The sequence below is a fragment of the Halalkalibacillus sediminis genome (assembly GCF_002844535.1).
Classification (GTDB): Bacteria; Bacillota; Bacilli; order Bacillales; family Alkalibacillaceae; genus Halalkalibacillus_A; species Halalkalibacillus_A sediminis.
Window position 1 is genome coordinate 438,973 of record NZ_PJNH01000002.1, and the last position, 26,979, is coordinate 465,951.

Annotated in this window: 23 protein-coding genes; 12 read left to right on the plus strand and 11 right to left on the minus strand. The window is 39.8% G+C overall.

The features are described from left to right. Nucleotides 1-30 precede the first annotated feature (30 nt). Nucleotides 31-1,140 carry a M20 peptidase aminoacylase family protein gene (locus CEY16_RS08335; RefSeq protein ID WP_101331530.1) on the minus strand — a complete coding sequence of 370 codons (1,110 nt, stop codon included), beginning with the start codon at nt 1,138-1,140 and terminating at the stop codon, nt 31-33. A gap of 130 nt (nt 1,141-1,270) precedes the next feature. On the opposite strand from CEY16_RS08335, the gene CEY16_RS08340 reads away from it, so the two are divergent. Then, nucleotides 1,271-1,996 (plus strand): AraC family transcriptional regulator, encoded by a 726-nt coding sequence (locus CEY16_RS08340; RefSeq protein WP_162297901.1) that lies wholly within the window; start codon nt 1,271-1,273, stop codon nt 1,994-1,996. 73 nt (nt 1,997-2,069) lie between these two features. On the opposite strand, the gene CEY16_RS08345 is transcribed toward CEY16_RS08340, so the two are convergent. Then, complete coding sequence (locus tag CEY16_RS08345) at nt 2,070-2,792, minus strand: Crp/Fnr family transcriptional regulator (protein ID WP_162297902.1); 723 nt, start codon at nt 2,790-2,792, stop codon at nt 2,070-2,072. A gap of 489 nt (nt 2,793-3,281) precedes the next feature. Between CEY16_RS08345 and CEY16_RS08350 the strand changes: the two genes are divergently transcribed. From CEY16_RS08350 to rbsB, 6 genes are read left to right on the plus strand one after another with little or no spacing between them, the layout of a single operon-like run. Then, a complete protein-coding gene (locus CEY16_RS08350; protein WP_101331533.1) occupies nt 3,282-4,274 on the plus strand; it encodes a LacI family DNA-binding transcriptional regulator in 993 nt (330 codons plus the stop codon). 4 nt (nt 4,275-4,278) lie between these two features. Then, entirely contained in the window at nt 4,279-5,202 is a 924-nt protein-coding gene (rbsK, locus tag CEY16_RS08355; protein WP_101331534.1) for a ribokinase, read from the plus strand. Next, a complete protein-coding gene (gene rbsD, locus CEY16_RS08360) occupies nt 5,177-5,569 on the plus strand; it encodes a D-ribose pyranase (protein ID WP_101331535.1) in 393 nt (130 codons plus the stop codon). Before rbsK ends, rbsD begins: the two co-directional genes overlap by 26 nt. Next, nucleotides 5,569-7,062: a sugar ABC transporter ATP-binding protein gene (locus tag CEY16_RS08365; RefSeq protein ID WP_101331536.1), complete on the plus strand. Its 1,494-nt coding sequence runs from the start codon at nt 5,569-5,571 to the stop codon at nt 7,060-7,062. Before rbsD ends, CEY16_RS08365 begins: the two co-directional genes overlap by 1 nt. Then, a complete protein-coding gene (locus CEY16_RS08370) occupies nt 7,040-8,005 on the plus strand; it encodes an ABC transporter permease subunit (RefSeq protein ID WP_101331537.1) in 966 nt (321 codons plus the stop codon). Before CEY16_RS08365 ends, CEY16_RS08370 begins: the two co-directional genes overlap by 23 nt. Before the next feature lie 45 nt (nt 8,006-8,050). Next, a complete protein-coding gene (gene rbsB / locus CEY16_RS08375; protein ID WP_101331538.1) occupies nt 8,051-8,986 on the plus strand; it encodes a ribose ABC transporter substrate-binding protein RbsB in 936 nt (311 codons plus the stop codon). 83 nt (nt 8,987-9,069) lie between these two features. Here rbsB and CEY16_RS08380 read toward each other — a convergent pair whose 3' ends face one another. From CEY16_RS08380 to CEY16_RS08415, 8 genes are all read right to left on the minus strand, one after another. Next, entirely contained in the window at nt 9,070-9,504 is a 435-nt protein-coding gene (locus CEY16_RS08380; protein WP_101331539.1) for a hypothetical protein, read from the minus strand. Between the two features lie 294 nt (nt 9,505-9,798). Further along, nucleotides 9,799-10,560 carry a putative hydro-lyase gene (locus CEY16_RS08385; RefSeq protein ID WP_101331540.1) on the minus strand — a complete coding sequence of 254 codons (762 nt, stop codon included), beginning with the start codon at nt 10,558-10,560 and terminating at the stop codon, nt 9,799-9,801. Nucleotides 10,561-10,578: 18 nt separating this feature from the next. Then, on the minus strand, nt 10,579-11,853 hold the full coding sequence (locus CEY16_RS08390; protein WP_101331541.1) for a TRAP transporter large permease: 1,275 nt from the start codon (nt 11,851-11,853) through the stop codon (nt 10,579-10,581). Continuing rightward, complete coding sequence (locus CEY16_RS08395; protein WP_101331542.1) at nt 11,850-12,308, minus strand: TRAP transporter small permease; 459 nt, start codon at nt 12,306-12,308, stop codon at nt 11,850-11,852. Before CEY16_RS08395 ends, CEY16_RS08390 begins: the two co-directional genes overlap by 4 nt. 67 nt (nt 12,309-12,375) lie before the next feature. Continuing rightward, nucleotides 12,376-13,368: a TRAP transporter substrate-binding protein gene (locus tag CEY16_RS08400; RefSeq protein ID WP_101331543.1), complete on the minus strand. Its 993-nt coding sequence runs from the start codon at nt 13,366-13,368 to the stop codon at nt 12,376-12,378. Nucleotides 13,369-13,386: 18 nt separating this feature from the next. Further along, the gene (locus CEY16_RS08405) at nt 13,387-14,184 is read right to left on the minus strand and encodes a carbon-nitrogen family hydrolase (protein WP_101331544.1); all 798 of its coding nucleotides are present in this window, start codon (nt 14,182-14,184) and stop codon (nt 13,387-13,389) included. A gap of 1 nt (nt 14,185) precedes the next feature. Continuing rightward, nucleotides 14,186-14,869 carry a DUF2848 family protein gene (locus tag CEY16_RS08410; RefSeq protein WP_101331545.1) on the minus strand — a complete coding sequence of 228 codons (684 nt, stop codon included), beginning with the start codon at nt 14,867-14,869 and terminating at the stop codon, nt 14,186-14,188. A 47-nt stretch (nt 14,870-14,916) separates the two neighbouring features. Further along, complete coding sequence (locus CEY16_RS08415) at nt 14,917-15,582, minus strand: GntR family transcriptional regulator (RefSeq protein ID WP_101331546.1); 666 nt, start codon at nt 15,580-15,582, stop codon at nt 14,917-14,919. A gap of 135 nt (nt 15,583-15,717) precedes the next feature. Between CEY16_RS08415 and CEY16_RS08420 the strand changes: the two genes are divergently transcribed. After that, entirely contained in the window at nt 15,718-16,563 is an 846-nt protein-coding gene (locus CEY16_RS08420) for a fumarylacetoacetate hydrolase family protein (protein ID WP_101331547.1), read from the plus strand. Between the two features lie 29 nt (nt 16,564-16,592). Next, the gene (locus CEY16_RS08425) at nt 16,593-17,486 is read left to right on the plus strand and encodes an AEC family transporter (protein WP_101331548.1); all 894 of its coding nucleotides are present in this window, start codon (nt 16,593-16,595) and stop codon (nt 17,484-17,486) included. 172 nt (nt 17,487-17,658) lie between these two features. On the opposite strand, the gene gltC is transcribed toward CEY16_RS08425, so the two are convergent. After that, a complete protein-coding gene (gene gltC / locus CEY16_RS08430) occupies nt 17,659-18,564 on the minus strand; it encodes a glutamate biosynthesis transcriptional regulator GltC (RefSeq protein ID WP_101331549.1) in 906 nt (301 codons plus the stop codon). Between the two features lie 163 nt (nt 18,565-18,727). Here gltC and gltB point away from each other — a divergent pair, with 163 nt between their 5' ends. The 3 genes from gltB (at nt 18,728) to proC (ending at nt 25,741) form a co-directional block, all read left to right on the plus strand. Continuing rightward, entirely contained in the window at nt 18,728-23,248 is a 4,521-nt protein-coding gene (gene gltB, locus CEY16_RS08435) for a glutamate synthase large subunit (RefSeq protein ID WP_101331550.1), read from the plus strand. Nucleotides 23,249-23,320: 72 nt separating this feature from the next. After that, complete coding sequence (locus CEY16_RS08440; protein ID WP_101331551.1) at nt 23,321-24,817, plus strand: glutamate synthase subunit beta; 1,497 nt, start codon at nt 23,321-23,323, stop codon at nt 24,815-24,817. 135 nt (nt 24,818-24,952) lie between these two features. Next, nucleotides 24,953-25,741, plus strand: a complete 789-nt coding sequence (gene proC / locus CEY16_RS08445) for a pyrroline-5-carboxylate reductase (protein ID WP_101331552.1) — start codon at nt 24,953-24,955, stop codon at nt 25,739-25,741. Nucleotides 25,742-26,979: the final 1,238 nt, after the last annotated feature.

Here is a 26,979-nt window from a genome sequence, read left to right on the forward strand (position 1 = left end):
AATCACTCAGCAACGATTCAGGTAGCTTTGTTAGGTTTGTTTTAAAGTATTCAATATAGTTGAAGTCAGAATATCAACTGCATCCGTTATCGACTCATGATTAAAAGTCATATTTGGATGATGCAATCCAGGTTGGAGGTCACACCCAATTCCTAACATCGAAGCTTTTAAATGTGGACGTTCAATTGTGTAAAAATGAAAGTCGTCCCCGCCTGTTGTTGTTATCATCGGACTTAGACGCTGTTCCCCGAATTTATCCAAAATTCCTTGCTCTATAAAATTAAGGGCATCCTCATTGACTTTGGCTGCAGCTACGTTGGCACCTATAGACAAATTGATTTCTACTTGGTGTAACTGTGCCAACAAGGTTGTGATCTGTTCTAATTTCGTCATCATCGCGTCCATCAAGTCATTGTTTTGAGCACGCATATCGATAGCGAATTGTGCTTTTCCCGGAATGATATTAGTGCTTTTTCCACCACTTTGGAATGAAGTGACTTTCATTGAATGAGGCACCATCGGGTCTAGGTGTGTATTATTGATATGCTGAACTAATTCTGCACCTATCTGAATCGCATTCACATTCAAATGAGGGCGTGCACCATGTGCATCCTCACCTATAATTTCACCTGTTACAAAGCGAGCGGCCCCATGTTGGATTCCTGGAGAGAACTGACCATAGGAAAGTTCTTGTATTGGTCTTAAGTGCATCCCATATAGATAGTCAACATCGTCGACGATCCCTTTATCCACCATTTTCAACGCACCTGTACCTTTTTCTTCAGCAGGTTGAAAAATAAAACGGACCGTTCCTTCGAATTCATCCAATTGATTAACTAGTCGTTGAAATACTCCGAGTACGATGGTCATGTGAGCATCGTGTCCACAAGAGTGGTTCGCTTGTAACTGTCCATTTACTTCTTGCCAAAGTGCATCAATATCTGCTCTAATTGCAACGACTGGTTTGCCAGAACCGATATCAGCGGTTAAACCGGTACAGTCCTCAAATGTAGTGATGGCACATGGGTATTTCTCAAGTTCTGTTCTCAAATATGAAGTTGTCTCAGTTTCTTCCCAACTGAGTTCAGGATTGTTGTGTAAATGTTGAAAAATTCCTTGTAATTTCTCTTTATTATTCATAGCCCCAAACCTCACTTTCTGTTTTTCCTATTATACTAAACTATTTCGCAAGTAGAAATAACGAGTATATTTTTATATATATGAAAGTACTATCTGATATACTAGGCAATAAGTCAGGGGGGAGATGGTCTTGTCATTTGAAGAAGTGAATGAGGAGATAGAGCAATTGAAGCTCAAGTATCGTAGAGAACGACTGCGGCATCATTCCTATGAAGAAGAGAAGCATTTTTTCGATTTATTCAAAAAAGGTGACCCTGCTGCATTGAGTCTTTTAGATGAGTTCGATGACTACCCACACGTAGATATAGGCGCCGGTGATGAAGTGCGTAGTTATAAAAATAGAATGATTATTGCGGTCGCTTTTATGACTCGAGCAATGGCTGAAGTAGGCGTAGATCATGAAGACCTTTTCATCGAGAGTGATGGATGGATTGATAAAATTGAACGGACAAACAACTTGGACGAACTAAAGTCATTAGAAAAGTTCTTTTTCAAACGTTGCCTGTTACTTGTTCAAAATCATCTAACCGGGAAGTATGGTGAAATAGTTCAGAATTGTATACGTCTAATAAATCAACATTTGTCAGAGCCAATGCCTCTCACTTGGTTAGCGGATCAAGTAAATGTACACCCTAATTATTTGTCGACTCTATTCAAAAAAGAAGTAGGACAGACGGTGACAGAGTATATAACTATGACAAGAATAGAAGAAGGAAGACGTATGCTTAGATACTCTAACGATTCAGTCGCAATGATTGCTAATATTCTGGGCTTCTCTCAACCTAGTTATTTTTCCTACCAATTCAAGAAACATACCGGTCAAACCCCAAAAGAGTACCGTACCAATATGACGTGACTTTCTAAAGCGTGAACGAAATAAAAAAATCGATGATAGGAAGTCACCGACTGGAAGTCATGTACTCAAATTCTTATGGGGTGTACATATCCCTTATATAATCCGGAAGAGGATCTATTTCAGCTAAATCTTTGTGAATTTCTATCTTTTTCCTTTTTGGAAACCGGACCAAGCCTTCGTTAGATAGCTTCTTTAGTGTACTTGAAACAGCCTCTCTACTCACGCCGATCATATTGGAAAGCTCTTGTTGGGTCAGTGGGAATTCGATGCAATAAAATTCATCGTTTTTTGTTGGCTTCCCATAACGGTTGAATAACGTCTGTAATAAATAAATCAATCTCTTCCGAACATCCCCTAATGCTAAGTGTTTCATCATCTCCTCACGTTCATGAAGTCGTTCTCCTAACAAATAAACTATTCGTTGTAGTAGAATTGGGTACTTTTCTGAAAGATACTCAAATGAGTCCTCTTTCAATGTACATAGATGAGTTTTTTCGAGAGTTTCCACATAGAGTTCTTCTAATCCCAAACTGAAAGACCCAATCTTCCCATATGTGCTACCGGGACCGAGCATGCTATATGTAAACTGTTTCCCGTCCTCATCCACTGTATAAAAGCGTATACTTCCAGATTTAATGAAGTATAATTCATTTACTGGATCCTCTGGTCGTTGAATAACCGTATTTTTTTCTAAATATGAATGTTCAATATGTTCAAGCGCTTCTATGCTGGCAGGTGAGGGTAGTGCTTCCAAAAAGCCGATTTTCGATAAGTACCATAACTTACTGTAGATCATTAACCTCACCCCCATTATTCGATGTGATAATTAGTATACGAAATATCTGAATATTTTGTCATATGATATGCGTTAAATAGTGGGAAGTCCTTAAAATAATGATAGTTTTATTAATATGCTGATATAACGAACAAAAATAGTAAAAAAATACCTGTATTACAGAAAATTCGAGGAATTTCTTAAAAAAAGTTCGTTATTGTGAACTAGATAACAGATTTTTCGTCAGTTTCCTTTTATTATGAATATACAGATCACCCCAGCAAGTGATTTGTAGCCAATTGAATAAGTTTTCTTCGGTGCCTGCCAATTCCCCTAATTCCGCTGTCACATATGTGCCAGTCCGCAGGCGCTATTTTTTTGTATAAATTTCCTGTTGACAGTAGTAGGTTATACATTTTAAACTTTTGTGTAACGGGTTACATAAAAGATAAACCCTTTTTATTTTCTGACAAATGTAAACGGTTACACATTTGGTGAGGAGAATTCATTATGACCACAATCAAAGATGTTGCCAAAGAAGCAAATGTTTCTGTTGCAACAGTTTCACGGGTGCTTAACCAATCTGGATACGTGAATAACAATACTAAAAAAAGAGTAGAACAAGCGATTGAACGACTTGACTATCAACCTAATTCAGTCGCAAGAAGTTTATTTAAAAAAGAGTCTAAAACGATTGGCTTCATCGTACCTGACATATCAAACCCATTCTTCCCGATGCTTGTCCGAGCCGCGGAGGATTATTTGAACAAGAAGGGGTTCACAATCATTTTGTGCAATTCTGATGAAGAAATTGAAAAGGAACAGGAATATTTGAATGTGATGAAACAAAAATATGTAGACGGGGTCATCGCTGTCTCTAATCATCTAACAAAAGAGCAAGTTGAATCATATCCGATGCCGATTGTTGCATTGGATAGGCCGATTGAAGGGGATATACCTTCTTTTTCAGTTGATAACCGAGCAGGAGGCGTAATGGCAACTGAATATTTGAAGGAAATAGGTTGCCGTAAAATTGCCCATATTCGTGGACCGGAACAGGTGCTGAATGCCACTGAACGCTATAAAGGTTATGTAGATGTGGTAGGAAATGAAAAATGGTTTTCATCGAGCTTGGTAGTCCACGGCGAATATGATAAAAAAATTGCAACACAAGTAGCGAAAAAATTACTTCAAGAGCAACCTGATATTGACGGGGTTTTCGCAGGAAACGACATGATGGCCCTCGGTGTTCTCAAAGCGGCTGAAGAATTGGAACTTCATGTCCCAGAGGATGTGGCTGTTATAGGGTTCGATGGAATTGATTTGACTGAAATGACATCACCAGAATTATCGACTATTTCCCAACCTTTATTCGATGTTGGGACGAAAGCCGCTATGGCTTTGGTAGATATGATTCAAGGAAGAAACCTATCAGAAACAAAGAATCTATTTCCACTCACATTAATGAAAAGACAATCGACCATTTTCAGAAAGGAGGTCTAAAAGCATGAAGCAGCCTAAAATCACTGTCATCGGGAGTGTGAATATGGACCTGGTGACTGCAACAGACCATTTTCCTTCCAAAGGTGAAACGTTATTGGGTAAGTCGTTCTCTACAATTCCAGGTGGTAAAGGGGCGAATCAAGCTATCGCAGCATCCAAATTAGGTTCCGATGTGACGTTTATCGGGTGTATAGGTGACGATACATTTGCAGATCCTCTGATCGAAAACTTTCGCCATAACAAAATACATACAGATTTTGTTGAAAGAATTAGTACTGAACCGACAGGGATTGCATCAATTACGATAGCAGAGAACGATAATACGATTATTGTTGTTCCTGGTGCGAATCATTCAGTTTCTCCTACGTTCGTTGAGAAAAGAGAGGATGTGATCGCCAGCAGTGATGCGATTATCGTCCAGCTTGAAATACCACTAGAGAGTGTGAAGAAAGCAGTAGAGCTTGCGTATCGTAATGGAGTGAAAGTCATTCTTAATCCTGCGCCAGCTCAGCAGGTCGATTTAGAAATACTTCGGAAGGTAGATTTTATAACACCGAACGAACATGAATTGCCGATTTTATTAAACAATGAGGCAAAAAGAGAATTCTTCAAAAATAATAAAGAAAAATTCATTGTAACTAAAGGTTCTAAAGGAGTTCAGCTTTTTTGGGGGGAGACTTCCCTGATTCCTGGATTTACAGTGGATGTCGTTGACACGACTGGGGCTGGAGATACATTCAACGGTGCTTTTGCGAGCGCGATCAGTTCAGGTCAAAGTATAGAACAGGCTTGTTTATTCGGGAATGCTGCTGGTGCTCTTTCAGTTATGCAATTGGGAGCACAAACCGGAATGCCAACTCGAGAAGATGTGTTGGATTTCATGAATGAAAGGGGCGTCAAACATGAAACGTCATGGAATTTTGAATAGCGAAATTTCATCATTATTGTCCAGTTTGGGTCATACCGACACTATCGTCATAGCCGATTGTGGTTTACCTATACCGGACAATGTAAAAAGAATCGACTTAGCGCTGAAGCAAGGGACGCCTGGTTTCATAGAAACGTTAGAAACAGTTTCTGATGACATGGCTATTGAGAAAATGACACTTGCAAATGAAATTAAGATGAAGAACTCTAACTTGCAGGTGAACGTTGAACAATTAGCTGAGCAAGAAATCGAATATATTTCACACGAAGAATTGAAAGAAAAGTGCAAAGAAGCGAAAGCGGTCATTCGCACAGGGGAAGCAACACCGTTTGCGAACGTCATTCTGCAGGCTGGAGTGATCTTTTAATGAGCGAAAAACCATTAGTTGAAATGAAAGGGATTTCAAAATCATTCGGAGCCGTCAATGTTTTGAAGGGTGTAAACCTTGAAGTTCTACCAGGGGAGGTACACGCTCTCCTAGGTGAGAATGGAGCAGGAAAGTCGACACTGATGAAAATATTGACTGGTATATATAGTCGAGATGATGGACAAGTTTTCGTAAAAGGTGAGGAAGTTCGTTTCAAGGAACCTAAAGAATCTGAAGAAGCTGGTATTGCAGTCATTCACCAAGAGTTAAATATAATTCCTTATCTATCAGTTATGGAAAATATGTTTCTGGGACGCCCAATCACCTATGGGAAAACGGGTGTAATCAATGCAAAGAAGATGAGAGAGAAAACGAAGGAATATTTAGAGCGCCTTGGTGTTTACTTAGATCCTATGGCCAAAGCGGGTTCTTTATCTGTAGGTCATCAACAGATGATTGAAATTGCCAAAGCTATCTCTACAAATGCTCAAGTGATTGTAATGGATGAGCCAACGGCAGCTCTAACCGACCGTGAAATTGAGCGGCTGTTTGAAGTGATTGAAAGACTTCGCTCCCAAGGTGTTGGGGTTGTTTATATATCCCACCGTATGGAAGAAATATTCAAGATTTGCGATCGGATTTCAGTTTTAAGAGATGGTGAATATATAGGCACCCGTGAGGTGAAGAGTGTCGAATATGATGAGATCATCCGGATGATGGTAGGACGTCAATTGGGAGAGCTTTTCCCAGAACGTGATGTCACTACTGGAGATACGCAATTCAGGGTAGAGAACTTATCCTCGGATGTATTCAATAATGTCAGCTTCGAAGTGAAAAAAGGTGAAATATTCGGAGTTGCAGGACTGATGGGCGCTGGCCGCTCTGAAATTATGCAGACATTATTCGGCGCTAGAAAGCTGAAATCCGGAAAAATTTATATAAACGAGCAAGAAGTGAAAATAGATAGTCCTCACGATGCTATTAAAGCAGGGATTGGATATGTAACTGAAGATCGAAAAGATGAAGGCTTAATCCTAGGAATGACCGTACGTGAAAATACAACGTTAACAAACTTAGGGGAGGTCTCTTCCAAATCAATCATTTCAAATAAGAAAGAGAAAATGATGGCAGACGAAACGATCAAAAAGTTCAATATCAAGGCTTCGAGCATGGAACAAGAGATAAAGTCCCTAAGTGGTGGTAATCAACAAAAGGTCGTCATCGGAAAATGGCTAAGTCTTAATCCGAAAATTTTGATCTTAGATGAACCAACTCGTGGAGTAGATATTGGTGCAAAGAAAGAGATTTATCAAATCATGAATGAATTAACTGCTGCAGGAGTCAGTATCATCATGATTTCGTCTGAACTACCAGAAGTATTGGGGATGAGTGACCGAGTGATGGTTGTTCATGAAGGTAGCGTTTCTAAAATAATCGATCGAGCAGATGCTGACCAAGAGAAAATTATGCATGCTGCGACAGGAGGGGAGTAAGGTGTCAAAACAATCTGTCGGTAACTTATTACAAAAACTAGGACCGCTACTTGGTTTGATTGCTATTGTTATCGGTCTAAGTATAATGAGTCCTAACTTTTTAGACCTTGGAAACATCTTAAATGTTTTAAGACAGGTCACAATCATTGCTTTGCTGGCATTTGGAATGACTTTTGTCATTTTGACAGGAGGAATTGACCTATCCGTTGGTTCAATACTAGCTTTGGCTGGTGCATTAACGGCTGGGTTCATTGCTAGTGGCATTGACCCTATTTTGGGTGTGTTGCTAGGTGTCTTAGCAGGTGGTTTGATGGGTGCTTTCAATGGATTTATCATCTCAAAAGGGAAAGTGGCACCCTTTATAGCTACACTTGCTACGATGACGATATTTAGGGGGCTGACCTTGGTTTATACAGATGGTCGCCCAGTATCAGGTTTCACAGATAGCGCAGCCTTTGAAATGATCGGACGTGGATACTTCTTAGGTATTCCTATCCCGGTGATCATTATGTTTATTGTTTTCTTCATTTTATTCTTTGTATTGAAACAGACAGTATTTGGTCGTCAGGTTTACGCATTAGGTGGCAATGAAGAAGCGTCTATTTTATCAGGTATCAAAGTGAATCGAGTGAAAATTTGGGTTTATTCTTTAACAGGAGCTTTATCCGCTCTAGCTGGAATCATATTGACTTCAAGGTTGAACTCAGCTCAACCCAACGCGGGTTTTACGTATGAATTGGATGCGATCGCAGCGGTTGTTTTGGGTGGAACGAGCTTATCCGGAGGAAGAGGTTGGATATTCGGAACGCTAGTTGGTGCCCTTATTATCGGGGTTTTGAATAATGGTTTGAATCTGCTGGGGGTATCATCATTCTACCAGCAAGTTGTTAAAGGGGGGGTTATCTTACTAGCTGTCTTACTAGATCGCCAGAAGTCATCGTAGGTTAAGTTAATTCCCAGTTTCTAAAATTAAAGGAGGAAAATTAAAATGGCTAAAAGCTTAAAGATGTTATTCACTTTATTAGTTTTATCGGTATTGGTAGTGGCATGTTCTACAGAATCACCTGCATCAGATAATGGTGAGGAAAGCGAAGGGGAAGATAGTGGTGAAACGACAGTAGGTTTATCTGTTTCCACGCAAGGTAACCCTTTCTTCGTAACATTAGTTGATGGTGCTAAAGCAAAAGCAGAAGAGCTAGGTGTAGAGTTGACAGTTGTTGACGCTCAGAATGATGCAGCAACACAATCAAATGACATTGAAGATTTAATCCAGCAAGGCGTTGATGTATTGGTAGTCAACCCAGTTGACTCATCAGCAATCAGCTCCACGATTGAATCAGCTAACGATGCAGATATCCCGGTTATTACAGTAGACCGTAGTGCCGAGGGTGGAGAAGTTGTGACACATATCGCATCCAATAACGTATCAGGCGGCGAAATGGCTGGAGACTACATTGTAGAGCAACTCGGTGGAGAAGGTAAGGTAGTAGAACTAGAAGGTATTCCTGGATCTTCAGCTGCGAACGAGCGTGGTGAAGGGTTCCATAACGTTGTTGATGAAGAAGATGGAATTGAAGTCGTTGCTCAACAACCAGCTGACTTTGACCGCTCAGAAGGTTTGTCGGTAATGGAAAACATCATTCAAGGTAACCCTGATATCCAAGCTGTATTCGCTCATAACGATGAAATGGCATTAGGTGCGGTACAAGCTCTAGAAAGTGCAGGTATGGAGGATGTCATGGTAGTAGGATTTGATGCTACTGATGACGCTGTTGCAGCCGTAGAAGAAGGTACAATGGCAGCAACGATCGCTCAGCAGCCGACAATTATCGGTGAAGAAGGTATTCAAGCTGCATATGATGTGACTCAAGGTGAAGAGCCTAAAGAATCCATCTCAGTAGAATTGGAATTAGTTAACGAATAAAAAGTAACATTCTCCCAGTAACTTTATAGTTGCTGGGAGTTTTTTTATTTTTAACAAATGTTAGCTGATTTAGCGCCCCTCTATTAAAATAACTTTCCCACTTCCTTTTTAAAATCTTTCATCGCGAAGTATTCGTCTTTCATGAGAGGTTTAAGGTCATACATTCTACCTTTTTCCGTTTCAGTGATTTCTAAATAAAGGGATTCAAGTATTTGATACGCATTGGAAGGTGTATCGAGTTGGAGGAACCATTGAGTTTGATCAATGGAGATGTACTGGTCGATGAGTAAGCAATATTCAACTAAGGAGTCGATGTGAGCAGATCCGTCAAATGTATGACATTGTTCACAAAACCAACCGCCATTATCTTGTTCCTTCATTGATGGAACTTGACATCTCGGACAAACCACACCAGGCAAAATTTCTTCTATTAATATATCAAGTTCTTCAAAAATATTTCCTCCTCCATAAGGTTCACGGTTTACTCGGAGTGTTTGGGCAATCATTTCACTATTCAAATGCATAACCTCTTTTCTGTAGTTTTTCAAATTATAATCTAAGTAGGAGGTTCAAAGGAAATAGGCATAATTGCTAAATACATAGGATGCATGGAGGTTAATGATCGTTTTTTTGTAAAATTGACAAAATTAAGTAAGATAATTTAAAATCGATAGTTTTTCTCAAATATTTATATGAAAAAGGGAAGGTTCTTCTCATATTCAATAGGTAGGGAGTTATCATTTAATACTTGAAGATACTCTTGTTTAATAAAAAAAAGTCTGATACCAAAATGTATCAGACGTTATATCACATTATTTGTATTCCTCTAGTTGGTCAGTAATGAGCATGTGTCCAGGAGAATGGCTGATCATTATTGATGGCTTTGCGCTTACTCCGACATTTTGTGGAGTGACACCACACGCCCAGAATACTGGAACTCTATCTGAACCGAACTCCACATTCTCACCGTAATCAGGCTTTTCTAAATCACTAATGCCAATTTCTTGAGGGTTACCGATATGTACGGGTCCACCATGAGATGATTGGAACCGTTCAGTTATCCGCACACTGTCATCAATTTCATCTTGAAGGAGAGGCCTCATACTAACGACCATATTCCCTGAAAAAATACCTGCTTTCTCACAAGGGATATTCGTTTTATACATTGGGACCACTTTGTTCTGTTCATGATGAAGCATTCTCACACCTTGATTTAGTAGAGCTTTTTCAAAAGTGAAACTGCACCCGATCAGAAAGGTGACAAAATCATCCCGCCAATGACTCTGGATATCCGTCACTTCTTCTTCAAATACGCCATTTCTGTATATTCTGTACCTGGGTAGGTCTGTTCGTATATCCGAGTCCTTTGCTAGCTTGGAAGTAGTTTGTCCACGCTCCATAACTTCAACAAGCGGACAAGCTTTTGGGTTTCTAGTACAAAATAACAGAAATTCGAAAGCGTATTGAGAAGGTAATGTGATCAAATTGGCTTGTAGATAGCTCAGACACATGTTTGCAGTAGTTTCGGAACTGATTTTATATCTGAACATTTCTCTTGCTTCTTTTGGATTCATCACTTTATGATTCCTCACTTATTCAAATAATTCCACAGGGAATAAAACAACGTCTGGTAGGTATGTGATGATCAGTAGAACAACAATCAGAATACCAACCTGCGGGAATAAAAACTTTAACATTTTAGGTACACTTATTTTTGCAATTGAAGAAGTTACGAACAAGCATACACCTAATGGTGGTGTAACCATTCCGATAGACAAATTCACTGCTAAAATAATACCGAAGTGAATAGGGTCGATGCCCGCACCTACCACTAATGGTAGAAATAGTGGTGTGAATATGGAAACAGCACTTATCGTGTCAATAAACGTACCTGCTAGTAACAGAACAATATTAATAATCAGTAATAATAGGATTGGGTTCTCAGAAACTCCACCTAGAACCTCAATTAACTGATTCGGTATTTGGTTGAATGAAAGGAACCAAATGAAAAGTGACGCACTACCGATCAAGAAGATGATAGCAGATGTGGTTTTAGCTGTAGCTAAAAGTATAGGTAGGAAATCTTTATAAGTAATTTCCTTATAAACGAACATACCTATGATGATTGCGTAAAATACAGCAATCACACCTGATTCAGTAGCCGTAAAAATTCCAGAAACAATACCACCGATAATTATAACAGGCATGATCAGTGCCAATACAGCATCTTTAGCCCCTGTCAAAACTTCTTTGAGCGTTGATCTTCTGGAACTGGAGCGATAATTGTACTTCTTACCGATGATGAAGCTGTATATCATCAGCCCTACTCCCATCAGGACACCTGGCATCACTCCAGCTATGAATAAATCACCGATCGACACACTGGCAATTACTCCGTACAAAATCAAGACTATACTCGGAGGTATGATAGGACCGATCGTTGCAGAAGTAGCAACAAGGCTTGCAGAGAATCGTCTATCATAGCCTTCTTTATTCATAGCAGGGATCATCATTCCACCAATAGCAGCAGCTGCAGCGATTGCAGTTCCTGTTAGAGCGGAGAAGAATATACTTGCTAGAACAACTACCATAGCCAGTCCACCTGGTAAAGGTCCTACTATGGTTTTAGAAAAATTGATTAACCGTTGTGAAATGCCACCCTTTGTCATGATTTCCCCAGCTAAGATAAACAAGGGTACGGCTACTAAAGTAAAATTATCTACACCATTAAAAATATTTCTAGGTACATTGATTAAAAGATCTGTATTACTTAAAACGATACCTAATATCGAAACAAAACCTAGGGCGAACGCGATTGGGATTCTTAAAATAATTAATATGAATAGTAATACTATCAGCCAGATCATCTAAACACCTTCTTAATGTGAAAATAAAACATGAGAAATGCACTTATTGGTATGATCAAATAAACATATGCTTTTTGAATCTTTAAGAATCCTAGTGTTTGTCCAGAAGCGAAATTGTTTGATACTAACTCTAAACCGAAGTAAAAAAGTATGACAATGACTACTCCTACAACGATAAACTCTAGAATACGAAGAATTGTTAAAAGCATTTTACCAGCATTTTCAAATAGATCCACAGTAAGGTGTTCTCTACTATTAATAATCAATGCTGCACCTAAAAGGACGCTATAGACGAAACAGATCATCAGTACTTCTTGAGACCAGCTCAGAGGGCTGGAAAGTACATAACGGAATATGACTTGAAGAAATGTAACAACAATAGCAGTTGCCAAAAATAAAACGGTCAAAACTTCAATTGACTTTACTAAAATCGCGTCTATCTTTTTTAAAAGCAAAAGAGCTCACCTCTTTTAAAATAAACTAGTCCACTAGCCATCAAGTGGTGTGGACTAGTTTAACCTATTATTCTTGAATACGTTCGATCAGATCAGAAGGAACCTCTTCAGATAATGCGTCTTTAACATCTTTCGTAGCTTCTCTGAATGCGTCACGATCCGGCTCTGTAATGGTTACATCATTTTCTTTAAGCGTTTCAACGATTTCTTCTTCTTTTTCAGCAAGTGTTTCTCTGTGGTATTCAGTTGTTTCTTCAACTGCGCTTTGTACAGCTTCTTGCTGATCTTCATTTAAGCCATCATATACGTCTGAGTTCATAACGACGATTGCAGGTGAATAAGTGTGTGCAGTCATTGCTACATATTTTTGAACCTCGTAGAACTTCATCGAGTCAATCGTTGGTAATGGATTTTCTTGGCCATCAACTACACCTTGGTCTAAAGAAGAATATAATTCGTTGAAGTCAACTGGTGTGGGGCTCGCTCCTAGTGCTCTCATATGCTCCTCCCAGACAGGTGAAGGTTGAACGCGAATCTTAAGACCTTCTACATCTTCTGGTGTTTTGATTTCTTTTTCGTTATTTGTCAGGTGACGGAAACCAACTTCCCAATAACCTAGACCTTTCATATTGTGTTCTTCTGTTAAATCTAATAATTCTTGGCCGATGTCTCCATCTAATGTGCTATAAACATGCTCTTCATCTGTAAATAGATATGGAATACCGAAAACATTCATTTCTGGAACTGTATTAGCGAAAGAACTATCTGCAGCAACTGTCGTCATTTCAATAGAACCATCCATTACTTGTTCGATCGCTTCTGCCTCACTACCTAATGTTGCATTTCCATGAATTTCAACTTCAACAGATCCGTCAGTTTTTTCTTCTACTAGATCCTTGAACTCTGTTGCAGCAATGTGGTACTGGTGTGATTCAGAACCTGAGTGTGCTAATTTGATTGTAGTTGCATCCTCAGAAGATCCAGAACCTGAGTCAGAACCACAAGCTGCAAGGATTGTAAGCAAGATTGTGAACATTACTAAACTTAATTTTTTCATCATGTGAAACTCTCCCTTGAATTATTGATTATTTTTGTATATATGAGGTACTCTGCTAGAAAAGATAGGAACATCTTTTCTGACCTGGTCAACTTTACTGATTTCTAATGATGTGGAAATCGTTTGTTCGTGGTTCTTACTTCCTTCAAATAAAATGTTTCCCCATGGATCTATGCCCATCGATGTACCACTGAATTCCACGCCATCATAAGAACCCACTCTATTCGCAGATAAAACAAACATTTGATTCTCAATAGCTCTTGAGATTAAAAGGTTTCTCCAGTGATCGCGACGAGCCAACGGCCATTCTGCAACCACGACGAGTACTTGCGCACCTTCAATCGCGAGTGGTCGAATCAATTCAGGGAATCTTAAATCATAGCAAATGATTGCCCCGAATTTTAAGCCATCCAATTCAAATATTTCTGGGGGCTTACCACCTCCTGTTAAATAGTGATGTTCTTGCAACATAGGCACTAAATGTGCTTTGTTATATTCATAGACTAATTGACCCTTTCGATCGATAACATAAGTCGTATTGAAAATTTGCCCATCATTTTTATTTGCAATGGAGCCACCGATGATATTGATGTCATGTTTGGTAGCTTGTTCTTTTAGAAAGGAAAGAGTCGGTTCACCATTAACGTCTGATAATTCCTGTAAATCCTCCAATGTGTAAGCTGTGGTCCACATTTCGGGTAGGATGATCGTGTCAGGATTGTTTTTCGCTACATCTGAATCTATCCAAGTTTTCACATTTTCTCTATTGGATTTTGGGTCTCCAGGAACGATATCCATTTGATAGATTGAAAATTTCATTTTATTCAACCACCTCTAAGTTTTTAATTTCATAAGTAGAAGTAATGGTGCGTTTTCTTACAGGATCTATAAATTTCATCTCAAATTTTTCTCCGAATTTGAATCCATTCAATAACGGAACGGTTCCAGCGAAAATGATTGTGTTCTTCATCTTGATATTCTTTTCTTTTACATAATCTATTATTTCTTCTAATGGCATAATGGCTGAAATCGCATGATTTTGATAATCTACCCATTCATCATTGATCTGAATAGAAGAGGACAATTCAAGTTGATCCCAATGGTCTTTGATGTCATCCAGCTTCCATACCTCTTGTGCAAAAGGCTTATCACACACTTGTTTCGATTTGTTTATGTCCACTGTTTCTAATGAACGATCAGTATGGTCACTTCCCACTGTAATGTAAATGTCGTTCTCGTCTTCACCGAAAATTATGGCAATTTCTGCTTCACCGCTGGTTTCATTCCCTAACACGTCTATTTTTCCTGAGCGATTTAAACACGATTGCCTCACAGGATAAAGAGCAGGAATTTCTTTAGGTTCTGGAACGCCGATTTCTTTCAATTCTTTGACGTGTTCCAAGGTCTTCTCTTTATTTCTCCCTGTATAACCGATGCAGTAGGCTTCGTCTAATTGCACGGTAAAAGTGTTACCTTCATGTTCTAAGTTGAATTCTTCTATCATGATCAACCTCCTAAGGATTTGTTAACGCTTTCATTTTGATAAAAAAATTATTTACCTATTCGATTTACGACTTCTTCTGTATGTCCTAAGTGATAAAGGAGGGCAGAGGCGGCCTTTTCGGCATCTTTTTCTTTCAAGCCAATGATGATGCCTTGGTGCTCTTCCAACACTTCTTCCATTCTGCCTTCTTTCATAAGAGCTTCATGGCCTATGACTCTTGTTAAGTTATACAAGTCCAAGAAGATTTTTTTGAACATACTTTGATTAGCGAACTCTAGCAACGTCTTATGGAATAGTTGGTCTAACTCAATATTTTCTACGCGATCATTGCGTTCGGTTGCACTTTTCTGTTGCTGTAAAATATCTTCTAGTTCATTGATTTGTTCTTGCGTAATTGTGGAGGCGAGTTTCTTTAGACCTTCAGCTTCCATCGTTTTACGTAAGAACATAATTTGCCTCTTTTCTTCGTCAGTAATTTGACGAATCTGAAAACCTTTTCGTGGAATGTGTGTTAAAAGGCCCTCTTTAGCCAGTTCAGCTAAACTTTCGCGAATTGGGGTTCTTGAGGTATCAAAAACTTCCGATAAAGAAATTTCCGTCAAGACCTCTTCCGGTTTGATCGCTCCATTAAGAATCGCCTTTTTCAGTTCATCGTAGACTAATTCCTTAGATGTTTTTTTCTTTTTAATTGGCTTTAAATTAAAATTATTCATTTTCAACCTCACCTAATGTGTGATGTATACATTACACACAATACATAAATCGACATGAATTGTCAAACTACTTTTTATATTTTTTTATTTAAAGAATTTGAGTGTATAATACTAATTACTAAGGAGGGCGAACGGATGAAATTCATTTCTTTTGAGTTAGACGATTCAATCTATTGGGGCAAGTTACAAGGTGGTTATATTTATTACTCGGAACGGCTCATGACACATTTTCCTACACTATTGGTAGCTATAGAGAATTTTCGATATTGGGAAATTGAAGATGAATTGACAGAGAGCGTAGCGCTTAGTGAAGTTCGAGTGGTGGCACCGTTTATTCCTAAGAAAAATGTGATGTGCATTGGGAAGAATTATCGTGAGCATGCTTTAGAAATGAGTGAGGGGGATCCTGGAGCTATTCCAGATGAGCCTGTCATTTTTACAAAATCACCAACATCTGTAATCGGATGTGGAGAATCGATCGAATTAAATTCAAGTATTACTAAACAACTGGATTATGAAGGTGAATTGGCAGTTGTAATCGGTCGAAAAGGTAAAAATATATCACGTGATCAAGCGATGGAGCATGTTTTCGGCTTTACAATTATTAATGATGTTACTGCTCGAGATTTGCAAAAGAAGCATAAACAGTTTTTTCGAGGGAAATCTTTGGATACCTTTTGTCCAATGGGGCCGGTGATTGTTCATCGAGATGCTATTCCTGATGTTCAAAATTTATCGGTGCGAACCATTGTGAATGGAGAAGAGCGACAAAATGGATCAACGAAAGACATGATTTTTTCTGTGGATGAATTGATTGAAGTTCTATCTGACGGTATGACACTTGAACCTGGTGATGTAATTGCTACAGGAACACCAAGTGGAGTTGGGAAGGGATTTAACCCTCCAAAATTTTTGAAAAGTGGCGACGAGGTACGTATATCAATTGAATCTATTGGCGAACTCGTCAATAAAGTGGAGTAAGTGAAATGAATTAAAACGGGGATGACAGTGTGAGTGTTTTCATAGAGGTTGTTTTACCAATCATTAGTATATTTATAATCGGATATGCGTTGCAAAAGTGGAAGAAGTTAGATGTGCGATCGGTTTCCGCTGTGACGATCTATGTCTTCATTCCTGCATTAGTCTTCCAAACATTTTTGGACGCTGAGTTGAACGAAGATTTTCGTACAATTATTATATTTTGTTTTCTGCTATTATTTTTCTTGATTTTATTAAATAAATTGATAGCACTTATTTTCAAGTGGGATCAGAGTAGTGAAGGAGGCATGATTCTCGCTACTGCTTTCATGAATGCTGGCAATTATGGGGCTCCTGTGGTTTTATTCGCTTTTGGTGAAGAAGCGTTCGTATTAGCGGTCATCTTCATGTCGATTCAAACGATGATTATGAACTTTTTTGGTGTTTATTACGCTTCGCGTGGAAAAAGTGGAGTTCGTTTCGCCATCATTTCTGTTTTGAAGATGCCTGCAACTTACGCAATGATTATTGCGCTGAGTATGCAATTCCTGAACGTTGGAGTTCATCCAACAGTGATGGAGATGGTTGATTTCCTTGCTGCGGTAGCTATTCCGTTGATGATGATTGTTCTTGGAATGCAACTTGCGAACATTTCATTTAAAGAGTTCGAGATTGGACACGTGGCATATGGTACGGTAGTTCGTTTGATAGTATCTCCACTTGCCGCTTGGTTATTGGTCACGTGGATGGATGTCGATCAACTGCTAGGGAATGTAATCATTCTTCTTTCAGCTATGCCAGCTGCTGCAACGACTACGATGTTTGCTTTGGAATTTCGGGCGAGGCCAGATCTTGTATCGAGTATAACCCTAGTAACAACCGTGTTGAGTGTAGTAACAGTCTCTGTTTTGCTGATGATTCTTTAGATTTAATGGGGTCGAGGAGGAAATGTTAGTCATAAGCTGAGGTTTACTAGTCGCGAGAAGAAAATTGTATAATAAATTAAACTCCGAACTGATCCAATCATACAAGTGGATCTCGTTCGGAGTTTTTTGTGTAGAGAAAATATGATTCTCCAACTCTTTTGCTTCAATATAATTACCACCCGAATTGATCGAGCTTCTTATAATAGTCCTGCAGAAATCCGAAGAAAATCTTTTCTGAGGGAGCTAGTTCCCGGTTACGAGGAAGAATCAATCCGACCGTACGTGTAACATCTGGCTCAATGATATCGAGGGCGATGGTGTCACGCCTAGAAATATCGCTTAATGTAATCTCAGGCAATAAACTTACACCCAAACCAGCAGACACCAAGCCTTTGATGGTGTCTACATCCTCACCTTCAAACGCAATCCTCGGATTGAACCCCACTTGTTCGCAAGCTCGAGTGACTAAATCTCTTAAAATATATCCTTGGCGAAAGACCACGAATGCATCTTGGCGCAGTTGGCTCAATCTTATATAAGGTTCATGAGCCATGATGTGATTTTTCGGCAAGAGAGCTCTTATATTTTCTGTAAAAAAGATATGCCCTTCGATATCTGAAGGATTTTCTGGAACTGGTGAAACGAAAGCGAGATCAATCAGTCCTTGTCTCACAGATTCGGTCAATTCATTAACGGTTCCTTGTTCGAGTTGGAAACCAATTTGTGGATGCTCGCGACGGAAAGCTGCGATAACGGTCGGAAGTGTCTTAGCCGCTAAGCTGGTTGGAAAACCTAGGCGGATGGTTCCTGTTTCAGGATTCAAGAATTCATATACTTCTTGTTCTGCTTTTTCAACTTCAAGTAAGGCAATTTTGATTCGCTCTAGAAAAACCTTACCAACAGGTGTCAGTCGGATCTGTCTTCTACCTCTTATAAATAGCTGGACGCCCAATTCTTCTTCTAGGTTAGCTATTTGTCTACTGACAGCGGACTGTGCCACGTGTAATTCGGCAGCGGCATCACTCATATGTTCTAATTCAGCCACTTTTTTAAAGTAATGAAGTTGTCTTAGTTCCATTTCTGTACACCTCAAAATCCTCATATATCAATATGAGATCAATTCGATCGAATATATATATTGAAAGCATAACAGAAAGAGCATAGAATTAAAATAGATGAATGTCTGAAAATTTAACCAATTATTTGGAAGTATATACGAAACTATAGATAGAGGTGATCGCATGATTCGAACGGGAATACCTAACAAACAAGGCTTGTATGATCCGAAGCATGAGAGTGATGCTTGTGGAATCGGATTTGTTGCACAGATAGACGGTAAGCAAACGCATGAGATGATTCAAGATGCGATAACTATTTTAGAACGTTTAGAGCACCGAGGTGGTCGAGGTTCTGACCCGAATACGGGAGATGGTGCAGGTATCATGATGCAAATTCCTGACCAGCTTTTCCGTGAACAGTGGAATCAAATGCTTCCAGATCAGGGTGAATACGGCGTAGGGATGGTCTTTCTTCCTCGTGATAAATCCCTGCGAAATAAAATAGAATCGATTACTGAACAGGTTTTAGAAGAAGAGAATCACCCATTAATAGGGTGGAGAGATGTTCCTGTTGATGAATCGATTGTGACATCTGATGCGGCACGTACGATGCCGTATATCCGACAGCTCTTCATCAAGCGTCCAGAACATATTTTTACTAAAAAGAAGTTCGACCAGTCGCTATATCTGGTAAGAAGAATGATTGAGAAGCGTGTACTTAATTTAGACGACCTTGGAGAGGGTCCTTTCTATTTTGCCAGTATGTCGCCTGACGTCATTGTTTATAAAGGAATGTTGACGCCTGAGCAAATGGACCGTTTTTATTTGGACTTGGCTGATGAGCGAGCGAAAACCGCTTTTGGTATGGTGCACTCACGATATAGCACGAATACCTTCCCGTCCTGGGAACGAGCGCATCCGAACAGAATGGTCATGCACAACGGTGAAATTAATACGATCACGGGTAACGTGAACTGGATGAAGGCTCGCCAGGAGGCAGGTGTATCGCATGTTTATGGTAAGCGACACCATGAGTTACTGCCTGTCATTGCGGAGGATTCGAGTGATTCGGGCATGCTAGACCAAGCATTCGAGTACTTCGTTATGAATGGTCGCTCGATTTCACAGACGGCGATGATGATGGTTCCAGAAGCTTGGGATTTTAATCATCAAATGAGGGATCCAGAACGTGCTTGTTATGAATATTTGAGCTGTATCATGGAGCCGTGGGATGGACCGACAGCTATTGCATATACAGATGGTGATCAAATCGGTGCGTCTATTGACCGTAACGGTCTACGTCCTGCACGTTATTATGTGACAGATGACAACCGAATTGTATTTTCTTCAGAGGTTGGTGTATTAGACATAGATCCAGAGCGTGTTGTTCAAAAAGGACGTTTGGCTCCTGGACAAATGATCTTAATCGACTTTAATGAAAAAGAAATCGTATTAAATGATGATTTGAAGCGGAGACTAGCTGAACGTGCGGAATTCCGTAAATGGTTAAATGATTCACTGATTCAATTAAAAGGTGATACGGAAAGTGATCCTCATGAAGATCTGACAGATGAACAATTATTAGAACAACAATTAGTCAATGGATATACAAAAGAAGAATTAATGAAGAATTTACTACCGATGGTCAACGAGAAGCGTGATCCGATTGGTTCGATGGGGAATGATACGCCACTCGCGGTGTTATCTGACCAACCGCAACTATTATTCAATTACTTCAAACAGTTATTTGCGCAGGTGACAAACCCACCAATCGATGCGATTCGGGAGAAAGCTGTGACATCGACGACTTCCTACTTAGGACCTCGTCCGAATGTGCTGGATGATGGGCCCGAACATTGTAGAAGAATTCGTTTATACACACCTATTTTAAAGAAACAGGAATTTGATACAGTCGTACACAACAGTCGTAGTGAGTTCCGTTTCGAACGAATTTCTATTACTTATCCGGTTAGCCAAGGTGGAGCTGGATTAGAGTCTGCTTTGGAAAATCTTTTCTCAAAAGTACAAAACACAATCGAGCAAGGTGTTTCGATGATTGTACTGACTGACCGCGATATTTCTGAAGAGCGTATTGCGATCCCTTCACTATTAGTCGTAAGTGGTCTACATCACTTTTTAGTGAAAAAAGGATTGCGTACGAAGGCTAGTTTGATTGTTGAAACTGCTGAAGCTCGCGATGTCCACCAGTTTTCAATGTTGATCGGTTATGGGGCAGATATGATTTACCCTTATTTAGCATATCGTTCGATTGAGCAACTCGTCGAAAAAGGGCACGTTGAAGAAGAATTTTCTTATGAAAAAGCTATTGACCGTTATCGCGATGCTGCCACATCTGGAATCGTCAAAGTCATGTCTAAAATGGGGATTTCGACCATTCAAAGTTATCGTGGAGCCCAGACATTTGAGGCTATCGGTCTCGATGAAAAGTTAGTCGAACGTTATTTCAAAGGAACTTCATCTCAATTAGGCGGAATTGATCTGGCAACGATTGGTGAAGAATCAGTCATGCGACATCAAAATGCTTTTGTGAAAAAGATGACGCGTCTTGATTCAGGTGGAGCGATGCAGTGGAGAACAGATGGTGAATATCACGCCTTCAATCCACGCACGATTCATACACTGCAACACGCAGCTAAAACAAACGACCGTGAAAAATATGATGAGTTTGTCCAGTTAGTCTCGAAGGAGAAGCTTACATTTTTAAGAGATTTAGTAGACGTGAAAATAGATGAATCAAAATCAATTCCACTGGATGAAGTAGAACCTGTCGAGAATATTTTCAAGCGCTTCAAAACAGGTGCGATGTCATATGGTGCATTGAGTAAAGAAGCGCACGAGATGCTAGCTGTAGCTATGAACCGTATCGGTGGTAAAAGTAATAGTGGTGAAGGTGGAGAAGACACCGATCGCTTTACTAGAGACGATAACGGGGACTTGCGTAAGAGTATGATTAAGCAGGTTGCCTCTGGACGCTTTGGTGTCACGAGTCATTACCTGACGAATGCAAATGAAATCCAAATCAAGATGGCACAAGGTGCGAAACCAGGTGAAGGTGGGCATTTGCCCGGAAAAAAAGTACACCCATGGATTGCTGAAGTACGTAAATCAACACCAGGTGTCGGATTGATTTCACCGCCGCCACACCATGATATATACTCAATCGAGGATTTGGCTCAATTGATTTATGATTTGAAGCATGCGAATCCTGAAGCGAAAATCAGTGTGAAACTAGTTGCGAAATCAGGAGTAGGTACGATTGCAGCTGGTGTAGCAAAAGGTAAAGCTGATGTCATTTTGATCAGTGGTTATGAAGGTGGAACAGGTGCTTCGCCGAAGACGAGTATCCGTCATGCTGGGTTACCTTGGGAGCTTGGATTAGCAGAAGCTCACCAGACGTTGGTCTTGAATAATTTGCGTGAAAAAGTTCGTCTCGAAACGGACGGGAAGTTGATGACAGGTGAAGATGTCGTAAAAGCAGCTCTATTAGGTGCAGATGAATATGGATTTTCAACCGCACCACTCGTGGTACTTGGTTGCATCATGATGAGAGCGTGTCATTTAGACACTTGCCCAGTCGGTGTCGCAACACAAAACCCTGAACTACGTAAAAAGTTCATGGGTGATCCAGGCCATGTTGTCAATTACATGCGTTTCATAGGCGAAGAAGTTCGTGAGTATATGGCTAAACTAGGTGTTCGTAATTTAGATGAGTTGGTCGGTCGCACTGAATTTTTACAAGTTAGTGAGAAGAAAGAGTCTCACCCTAAAGCAAAACAATTGGACTTGAAGCCATTGCTCGTAGAAGTGGACCATAGCTGGATTGAATTAGAACGTCCAGACATTAATAAATATGACGATGAACATCTAGATGAAGTAGAGTTGATTCCAGCTGCTAGGGAAAGTATCGAAAATGGTACGAAGACTCAATTGGATCTTCCTATTAAAAATACGAACCGTACAGTTGGAACCCAGTTAGGGCATGCTGTGACGAAGAAATACGGTGAAAAAGGCTTGCCTGAAGATACGATTGACATCCAATTCGAAGGGTCTGCTGGTCAAAGTTTCGGTGCTTTCGTACCGAAAGGTATTACACTCCGTGTTAAAGGAGATGCCAATGACTATGTGGGTAAAGGATTATCAGGTGGTAAGCTGATCATCCAACCTCATCAGCCGCCGAGCATCCATCGAATCGCCGAAGTGAGCATCGGAAACGTTGCTTTATTCGGTGCAACAGATGGAGAAGCTTATATCAACGGTGCAGCAGGTGAACGATTTGCGGTCCGTAATAGTGGCGCTCGAACAGTGGTCGAAGGTGTTGGAGATAATGGATGTGAATATATGACAGGTGGTCGCGTAGTCATTTTAGGAGAAACAGGTAAAAACTTCGCTGCCGGAATGTCAGGTGGAATCTCTTATATCTGGACGTCAGATCGACGCGCGATGAAGAGTCGATGTAACAAAGAGTTAGTCTCTATTGAAGGGCTAGAAGATTCTGATGAACAAAATGAAGTTCAACAAATGATCATGAAGCATTTGAAATATACAGGAAGTAAACGCGCGAAGTATGTGCTGAATCACTGGGAAGAAGTGGTTGGCCAGTTCGTGAAGATCATTCCTAAAGAATTCAAGGAACAACTGATGAAAGAAAAAGAGGCAGAAAAAGAAGATCAGCCAGTCGTTTAATGGGAGACTGACGCAATTAAGACTAAAAGTGACGCAATTAGTCATTAAACTAACAACAAAAGGAGGGTGATCATGGGATATATTAGAGGATTTCTTGAGTTTGACCGTAAAGAAAATCCAAAGCGTGATCCAGTCGAACGAATTAAAGACTGGGGAGAATATGTGATGCGCCATAGCGATGAAGATATGAAAGAACAAAGCGCTCGTTGCATGGATTGCGGAACCCCGTTCTGTCATACAGGCGCAGAATGGGATCGCGATATGGTAGGTTGTCCTGTGAACAACCTGATTCCTGAATGGAATGAACTTGTTTACGACGGACAATGGAAAGAAGCGCTCGACCGTCTAGAAGAGACAAATAATTTTCCGGAATTCACTGGTCGTGTTTGCCCTGCTCCGTGTGAAGGATCATGTACACTAGCAATCAATGACGATCCTGTAACGATCAAGTCCATAGAAAATGAGATTATCGAACGTGGTTTTGATAATGGGTGGGTGACACCTAACCCACCTCAACATCGTACGGGCAAGAGGGTAGCGATTATCGGTTCTGGTCCTGCGGGACTTGCTGCTGCAGACCAGTTGAACCAAAAAGGTCACACTGTCATCGTTTATGAACGTGATGACCGTGCTGGCGGTCTATTGATGTACGGAATTCCGAATATGAAGTTAGAAAAAGAAACAGTAGAGCGCCGAGTACATCTTTTAGAAGAAGAAGGTATTGAATTCAAACTGAACACTGAAATTGGTGAAGATGTGACTTATGAAGAATTGAAGCGGAATCACGACGCTGTCATCGTATGCACAGGTGCTCAGCAGCCACGTGATGTACCTGCTGAAAATCGTGAAAGTCAGGGGATCCATTTTGCGATGGAATATCTGACTGAATCGACAAAAGCGCTTGAGACAGATCCTCAAAAAACACCGATTTCAGCAAAAGGTAAGAACGTGATCGTGATTGGTGGGGGAGATACGGGGGCAGACTGTGTGGCGACAGCATTACGTCAAGAATGTAAACGTGTCGTTCAGTTCGGTAAACACCCTGCAAGTCCCGAAGATCGTGATGAGGATAATCCGTGGCCACTTTTCCCGATGACCTATACCTTGGAATACGGGTACAAAGAGTCGTTAGAAGCTTATAATGAAGACCCTCGAAAATATGAGGTTCTGACTCAATCATTCCAAACGGATGATGAAGGGAATGTCACTTCACTCAACACGTTGAATGTTGAAAAAGTAGTGGAGAATGGACGATTAGTCACTAAAGAAATCCCAGGTTCTGAGCAAGAATGGGAAGCTGATCTCGTATTGATCGCAATTGGATTCACTGGTCCAGAACCTGAGTTACTTGAACATATGGGGCTTGAAACAGACGAACGAGGACGTGTTTGGACGGTGGATGGAACGAAAGACTACACCACTTCCGAGCCCGGGGTATTTGCCGCCGGAGATTTGCGAAGAGGTCAAAGCTTAGTCGTTTGGGCTATCCGAGAAGGCAGAGAAGTCGCTGAACAATGTGATGCATACCTTGAAAAAGACAGCAGTCTTAAATCTTCTTTTGCTGTATAAAATTATATTTCAATTTTTCAAAAGTGGGGGGTTCCCCACTTTTTATTTTTATACCGTTCAGTTGTTATTCGCTTCAAAATCATCTACAATTAGATAACAAAAAGCCATTTACCAGTGGTGAAGGAGGGACCGAACATGACAAAGAAGATAGGTTTTATCGGCTGCGGAAAAATGGGCCAAGCTATCATTAATGGAATGATTGAATATGGTGGTATTTCACCTGACCATATCATTGCTACAGCAGTTACTGATAAAACGATTGAATACGTAGAAGATACCTACGGAGTGCAGGTGACCCACGATAATAAGAAGGTTGCATCAGAAAGTGATGTGCTATACCTTGCAGTGAAACCTTACCATTACCCGAAAGTAATCGATGATATTCGCAAACATGTACGTGAAGAAACAATTATAGTAACGATAGCATTAGGTGTTTCATTAAAAGATACGACGCTCATGTTCGGAGAAAAAGCAAAAGTCATCCGCACGATGCCAAACACACCATCCCACGTTGGGGAAGGGATGACAGTCATTTCGCCTAATGATAATATAACTGATTCTGAGTTGGCTGACATGAAATCATTATTCCAAGGTTACGGACAAGTGGCTCAGGTAGATGAGAAAATGATGGATAAAATCCCAGCAGTAAGCGGTTCGTCACCTGCTTATGTGTACGTATTTATTGAAGCAATGGCTGATGGAGCTGTGAAACAAGGAGTACCAAGAGATCTTGCATATCAGCTATCCTCACAAGCAGTGCTGGGAGCAGCTAAGATGGTCTTAGAAAGTGGAAAACATCCAGGCGAGTTGAAGGATAATGTATGTACACCAGCTGGTTCAACGATCAAAGCAATCGACGCTTTAGAACAAAGAGGTTTCAGAGGAACAGTTATGCAAGCCATGGAAGAATGTCTGAAAAAATAAATAGTGTTTAATAAGCACCATGCTCACTTCTTGCCCCTGACTTTATGTTCGATAAGTTAGGGGCAAGTTTTTTATAAAGCAAGTGTCCAAACAATATTAGGATAGACGTACAAAATAGAATGAAGACGGCCGAATTTGAATAGACCTTTCTTTGAAAGGCCTATTTTTTAGTAGAAAAGTAATGTGGAAAAATTAACTACTTTTGGTATTATGATTACTGAACAAACAGATTTTAAATCGCAGGAACTAAGTTGAGATTTCTATAATAGAAAGTATATTAGATTGATCGAGATTGAGAAAAGGAGGTGTTGATTAATGCAAAAGGAAGTAACCTTCAAATAGTAGGATTATTCAAACCTCCTTCTTAATGTTTATGTGTGGATTTATTTTTAGCTTTATCCCTCAAGAAAACTATACGTTATTAGGCATTAATCTGGTGCTTGCAACCTTTTGTTCAATTTTGTTTTTAGTTATTTGGAAGTTAAATCGAAACCACAGCAAAAGATATTTCTCTTTACTTAGCCACGTGATGATGAATGGACTAGGAGTATTTTTTGCTATACCTCTTTTCGAACACTGTATGGTCACTTTGCTTTTTGGATAGGTGTGGTAGCAATTTCAATTATGCTGGTTTTACCATATTTATTTAACGAAGAGATTGCCTTTGGTGCGCAAAAACCTTATAAGTCTAAGCTAGGTAAAATTTATTTGGTCTATTCTATGCTATTTATACTTTTTGCAGGGTCAGTTTTTAGTAGCTCTCTATTTACGCAAAACCCTTATCCCTTAATAGGTAGCTTGATAGCTTTCTTTGCAGCCCTTCTATTCTTTTTCTTAGCTCCGATATTACTCATTAAACCTAAACGAATGGATGAAATTATGGAACGAGTGTGAGGTTCCGTGAATCCTCTTATATGAAGAGGTCTGAGAGAAAAAATTTAAAGTGTAGGTGAGCAACTTGTCCACTAAAGAAGTAACTTTTAAGAACAGTAGAATTATACAAACATCTCTTATGCTCTTTTTTATTGGTTTAATTGGCGGTTATCTTCCCGAAGAAAACTTTACGATAATTTTCCTTAATTTTGGTATAGCATTCATTTGTACCATCCTCTTTTTCTATATTTGGAAAAGATACAGATATGAAAGCAAACGTTATTTTTCCCTATTTAGCTATGTAATGATAATTGGAATTTCAATCTTTTTTATCATACCTATTTTGAGGACGACATATAGTCATT

Coding starts and splice junctions, on each gene's coding strand:
- CEY16_RS08410 (WP_101331545.1), bottom strand. CDS start 14,869: ATGATAGAAGAATTCAACTTAGAACATGAAGGTAACACTTTTACCGTG.
- gltB (WP_101331550.1), top strand. CDS start 18,728: ATGATTCGAACGGGAATACCTAACAAACAAGGCTTGTATGATCCGAAG.
- CEY16_RS08420 (WP_101331547.1), top strand. CDS start 15,718: ATGAAATTCATTTCTTTTGAGTTAGACGATTCAATCTATTGGGGCAAG.
- CEY16_RS08385 (WP_101331540.1), bottom strand. CDS start 10,560: ATGAATCCAAAAGAAGCAAGAGAAATGTTCAGATATAAAATCAGTTCC.
- CEY16_RS08335 (WP_101331530.1), bottom strand. CDS start 1,140: ATGAATAATAAAGAGAAATTACAAGGAATTTTTCAACATTTACACAAC.
- CEY16_RS08370 (WP_101331537.1), top strand. CDS start 7,040: ATGCTGCGACAGGAGGGGAGTAAGGTGTCAAAACAATCTGTCGGTAAC.
- gltC (WP_101331549.1), bottom strand. CDS start 18,564: ATGGAACTAAGACAACTTCATTACTTTAAAAAAGTGGCTGAATTAGAA.
- rbsK (WP_101331534.1), top strand. CDS start 4,279: ATGAAGCAGCCTAAAATCACTGTCATCGGGAGTGTGAATATGGACCTG.
- rbsB (WP_101331538.1), top strand. CDS start 8,051: ATGGCTAAAAGCTTAAAGATGTTATTCACTTTATTAGTTTTATCGGTA.
- CEY16_RS08350 (WP_101331533.1), top strand. CDS start 3,282: ATGACCACAATCAAAGATGTTGCCAAAGAAGCAAATGTTTCTGTTGCA.
- proC (WP_101331552.1), top strand. CDS start 24,953: ATGACAAAGAAGATAGGTTTTATCGGCTGCGGAAAAATGGGCCAAGCT.
- CEY16_RS08400 (WP_101331543.1), bottom strand. CDS start 13,368: ATGATGAAAAAATTAAGTTTAGTAATGTTCACAATCTTGCTTACAATC.
- CEY16_RS08415 (WP_101331546.1), bottom strand. CDS start 15,582: ATGAATAATTTTAATTTAAAGCCAATTAAAAAGAAAAAAACATCTAAG.
- CEY16_RS08390 (WP_101331541.1), bottom strand. CDS start 11,853: ATGATCTGGCTGATAGTATTACTATTCATATTAATTATTTTAAGAATC.
- CEY16_RS08440 (WP_101331551.1), top strand. CDS start 23,321: ATGGGATATATTAGAGGATTTCTTGAGTTTGACCGTAAAGAAAATCCA.
- CEY16_RS08405 (WP_101331544.1), bottom strand. CDS start 14,184: ATGAAATTTTCAATCTATCAAATGGATATCGTTCCTGGAGACCCAAAA.
- rbsD (WP_101331535.1), top strand. CDS start 5,177: ATGAAACGTCATGGAATTTTGAATAGCGAAATTTCATCATTATTGTCC.
- CEY16_RS08365 (WP_101331536.1), top strand. CDS start 5,569: ATGAGCGAAAAACCATTAGTTGAAATGAAAGGGATTTCAAAATCATTC.
- CEY16_RS08345 (WP_162297902.1), bottom strand. CDS start 2,792: ATGATCTACAGTAAGTTATGGTACTTATCGAAAATCGGCTTTTTGGAA.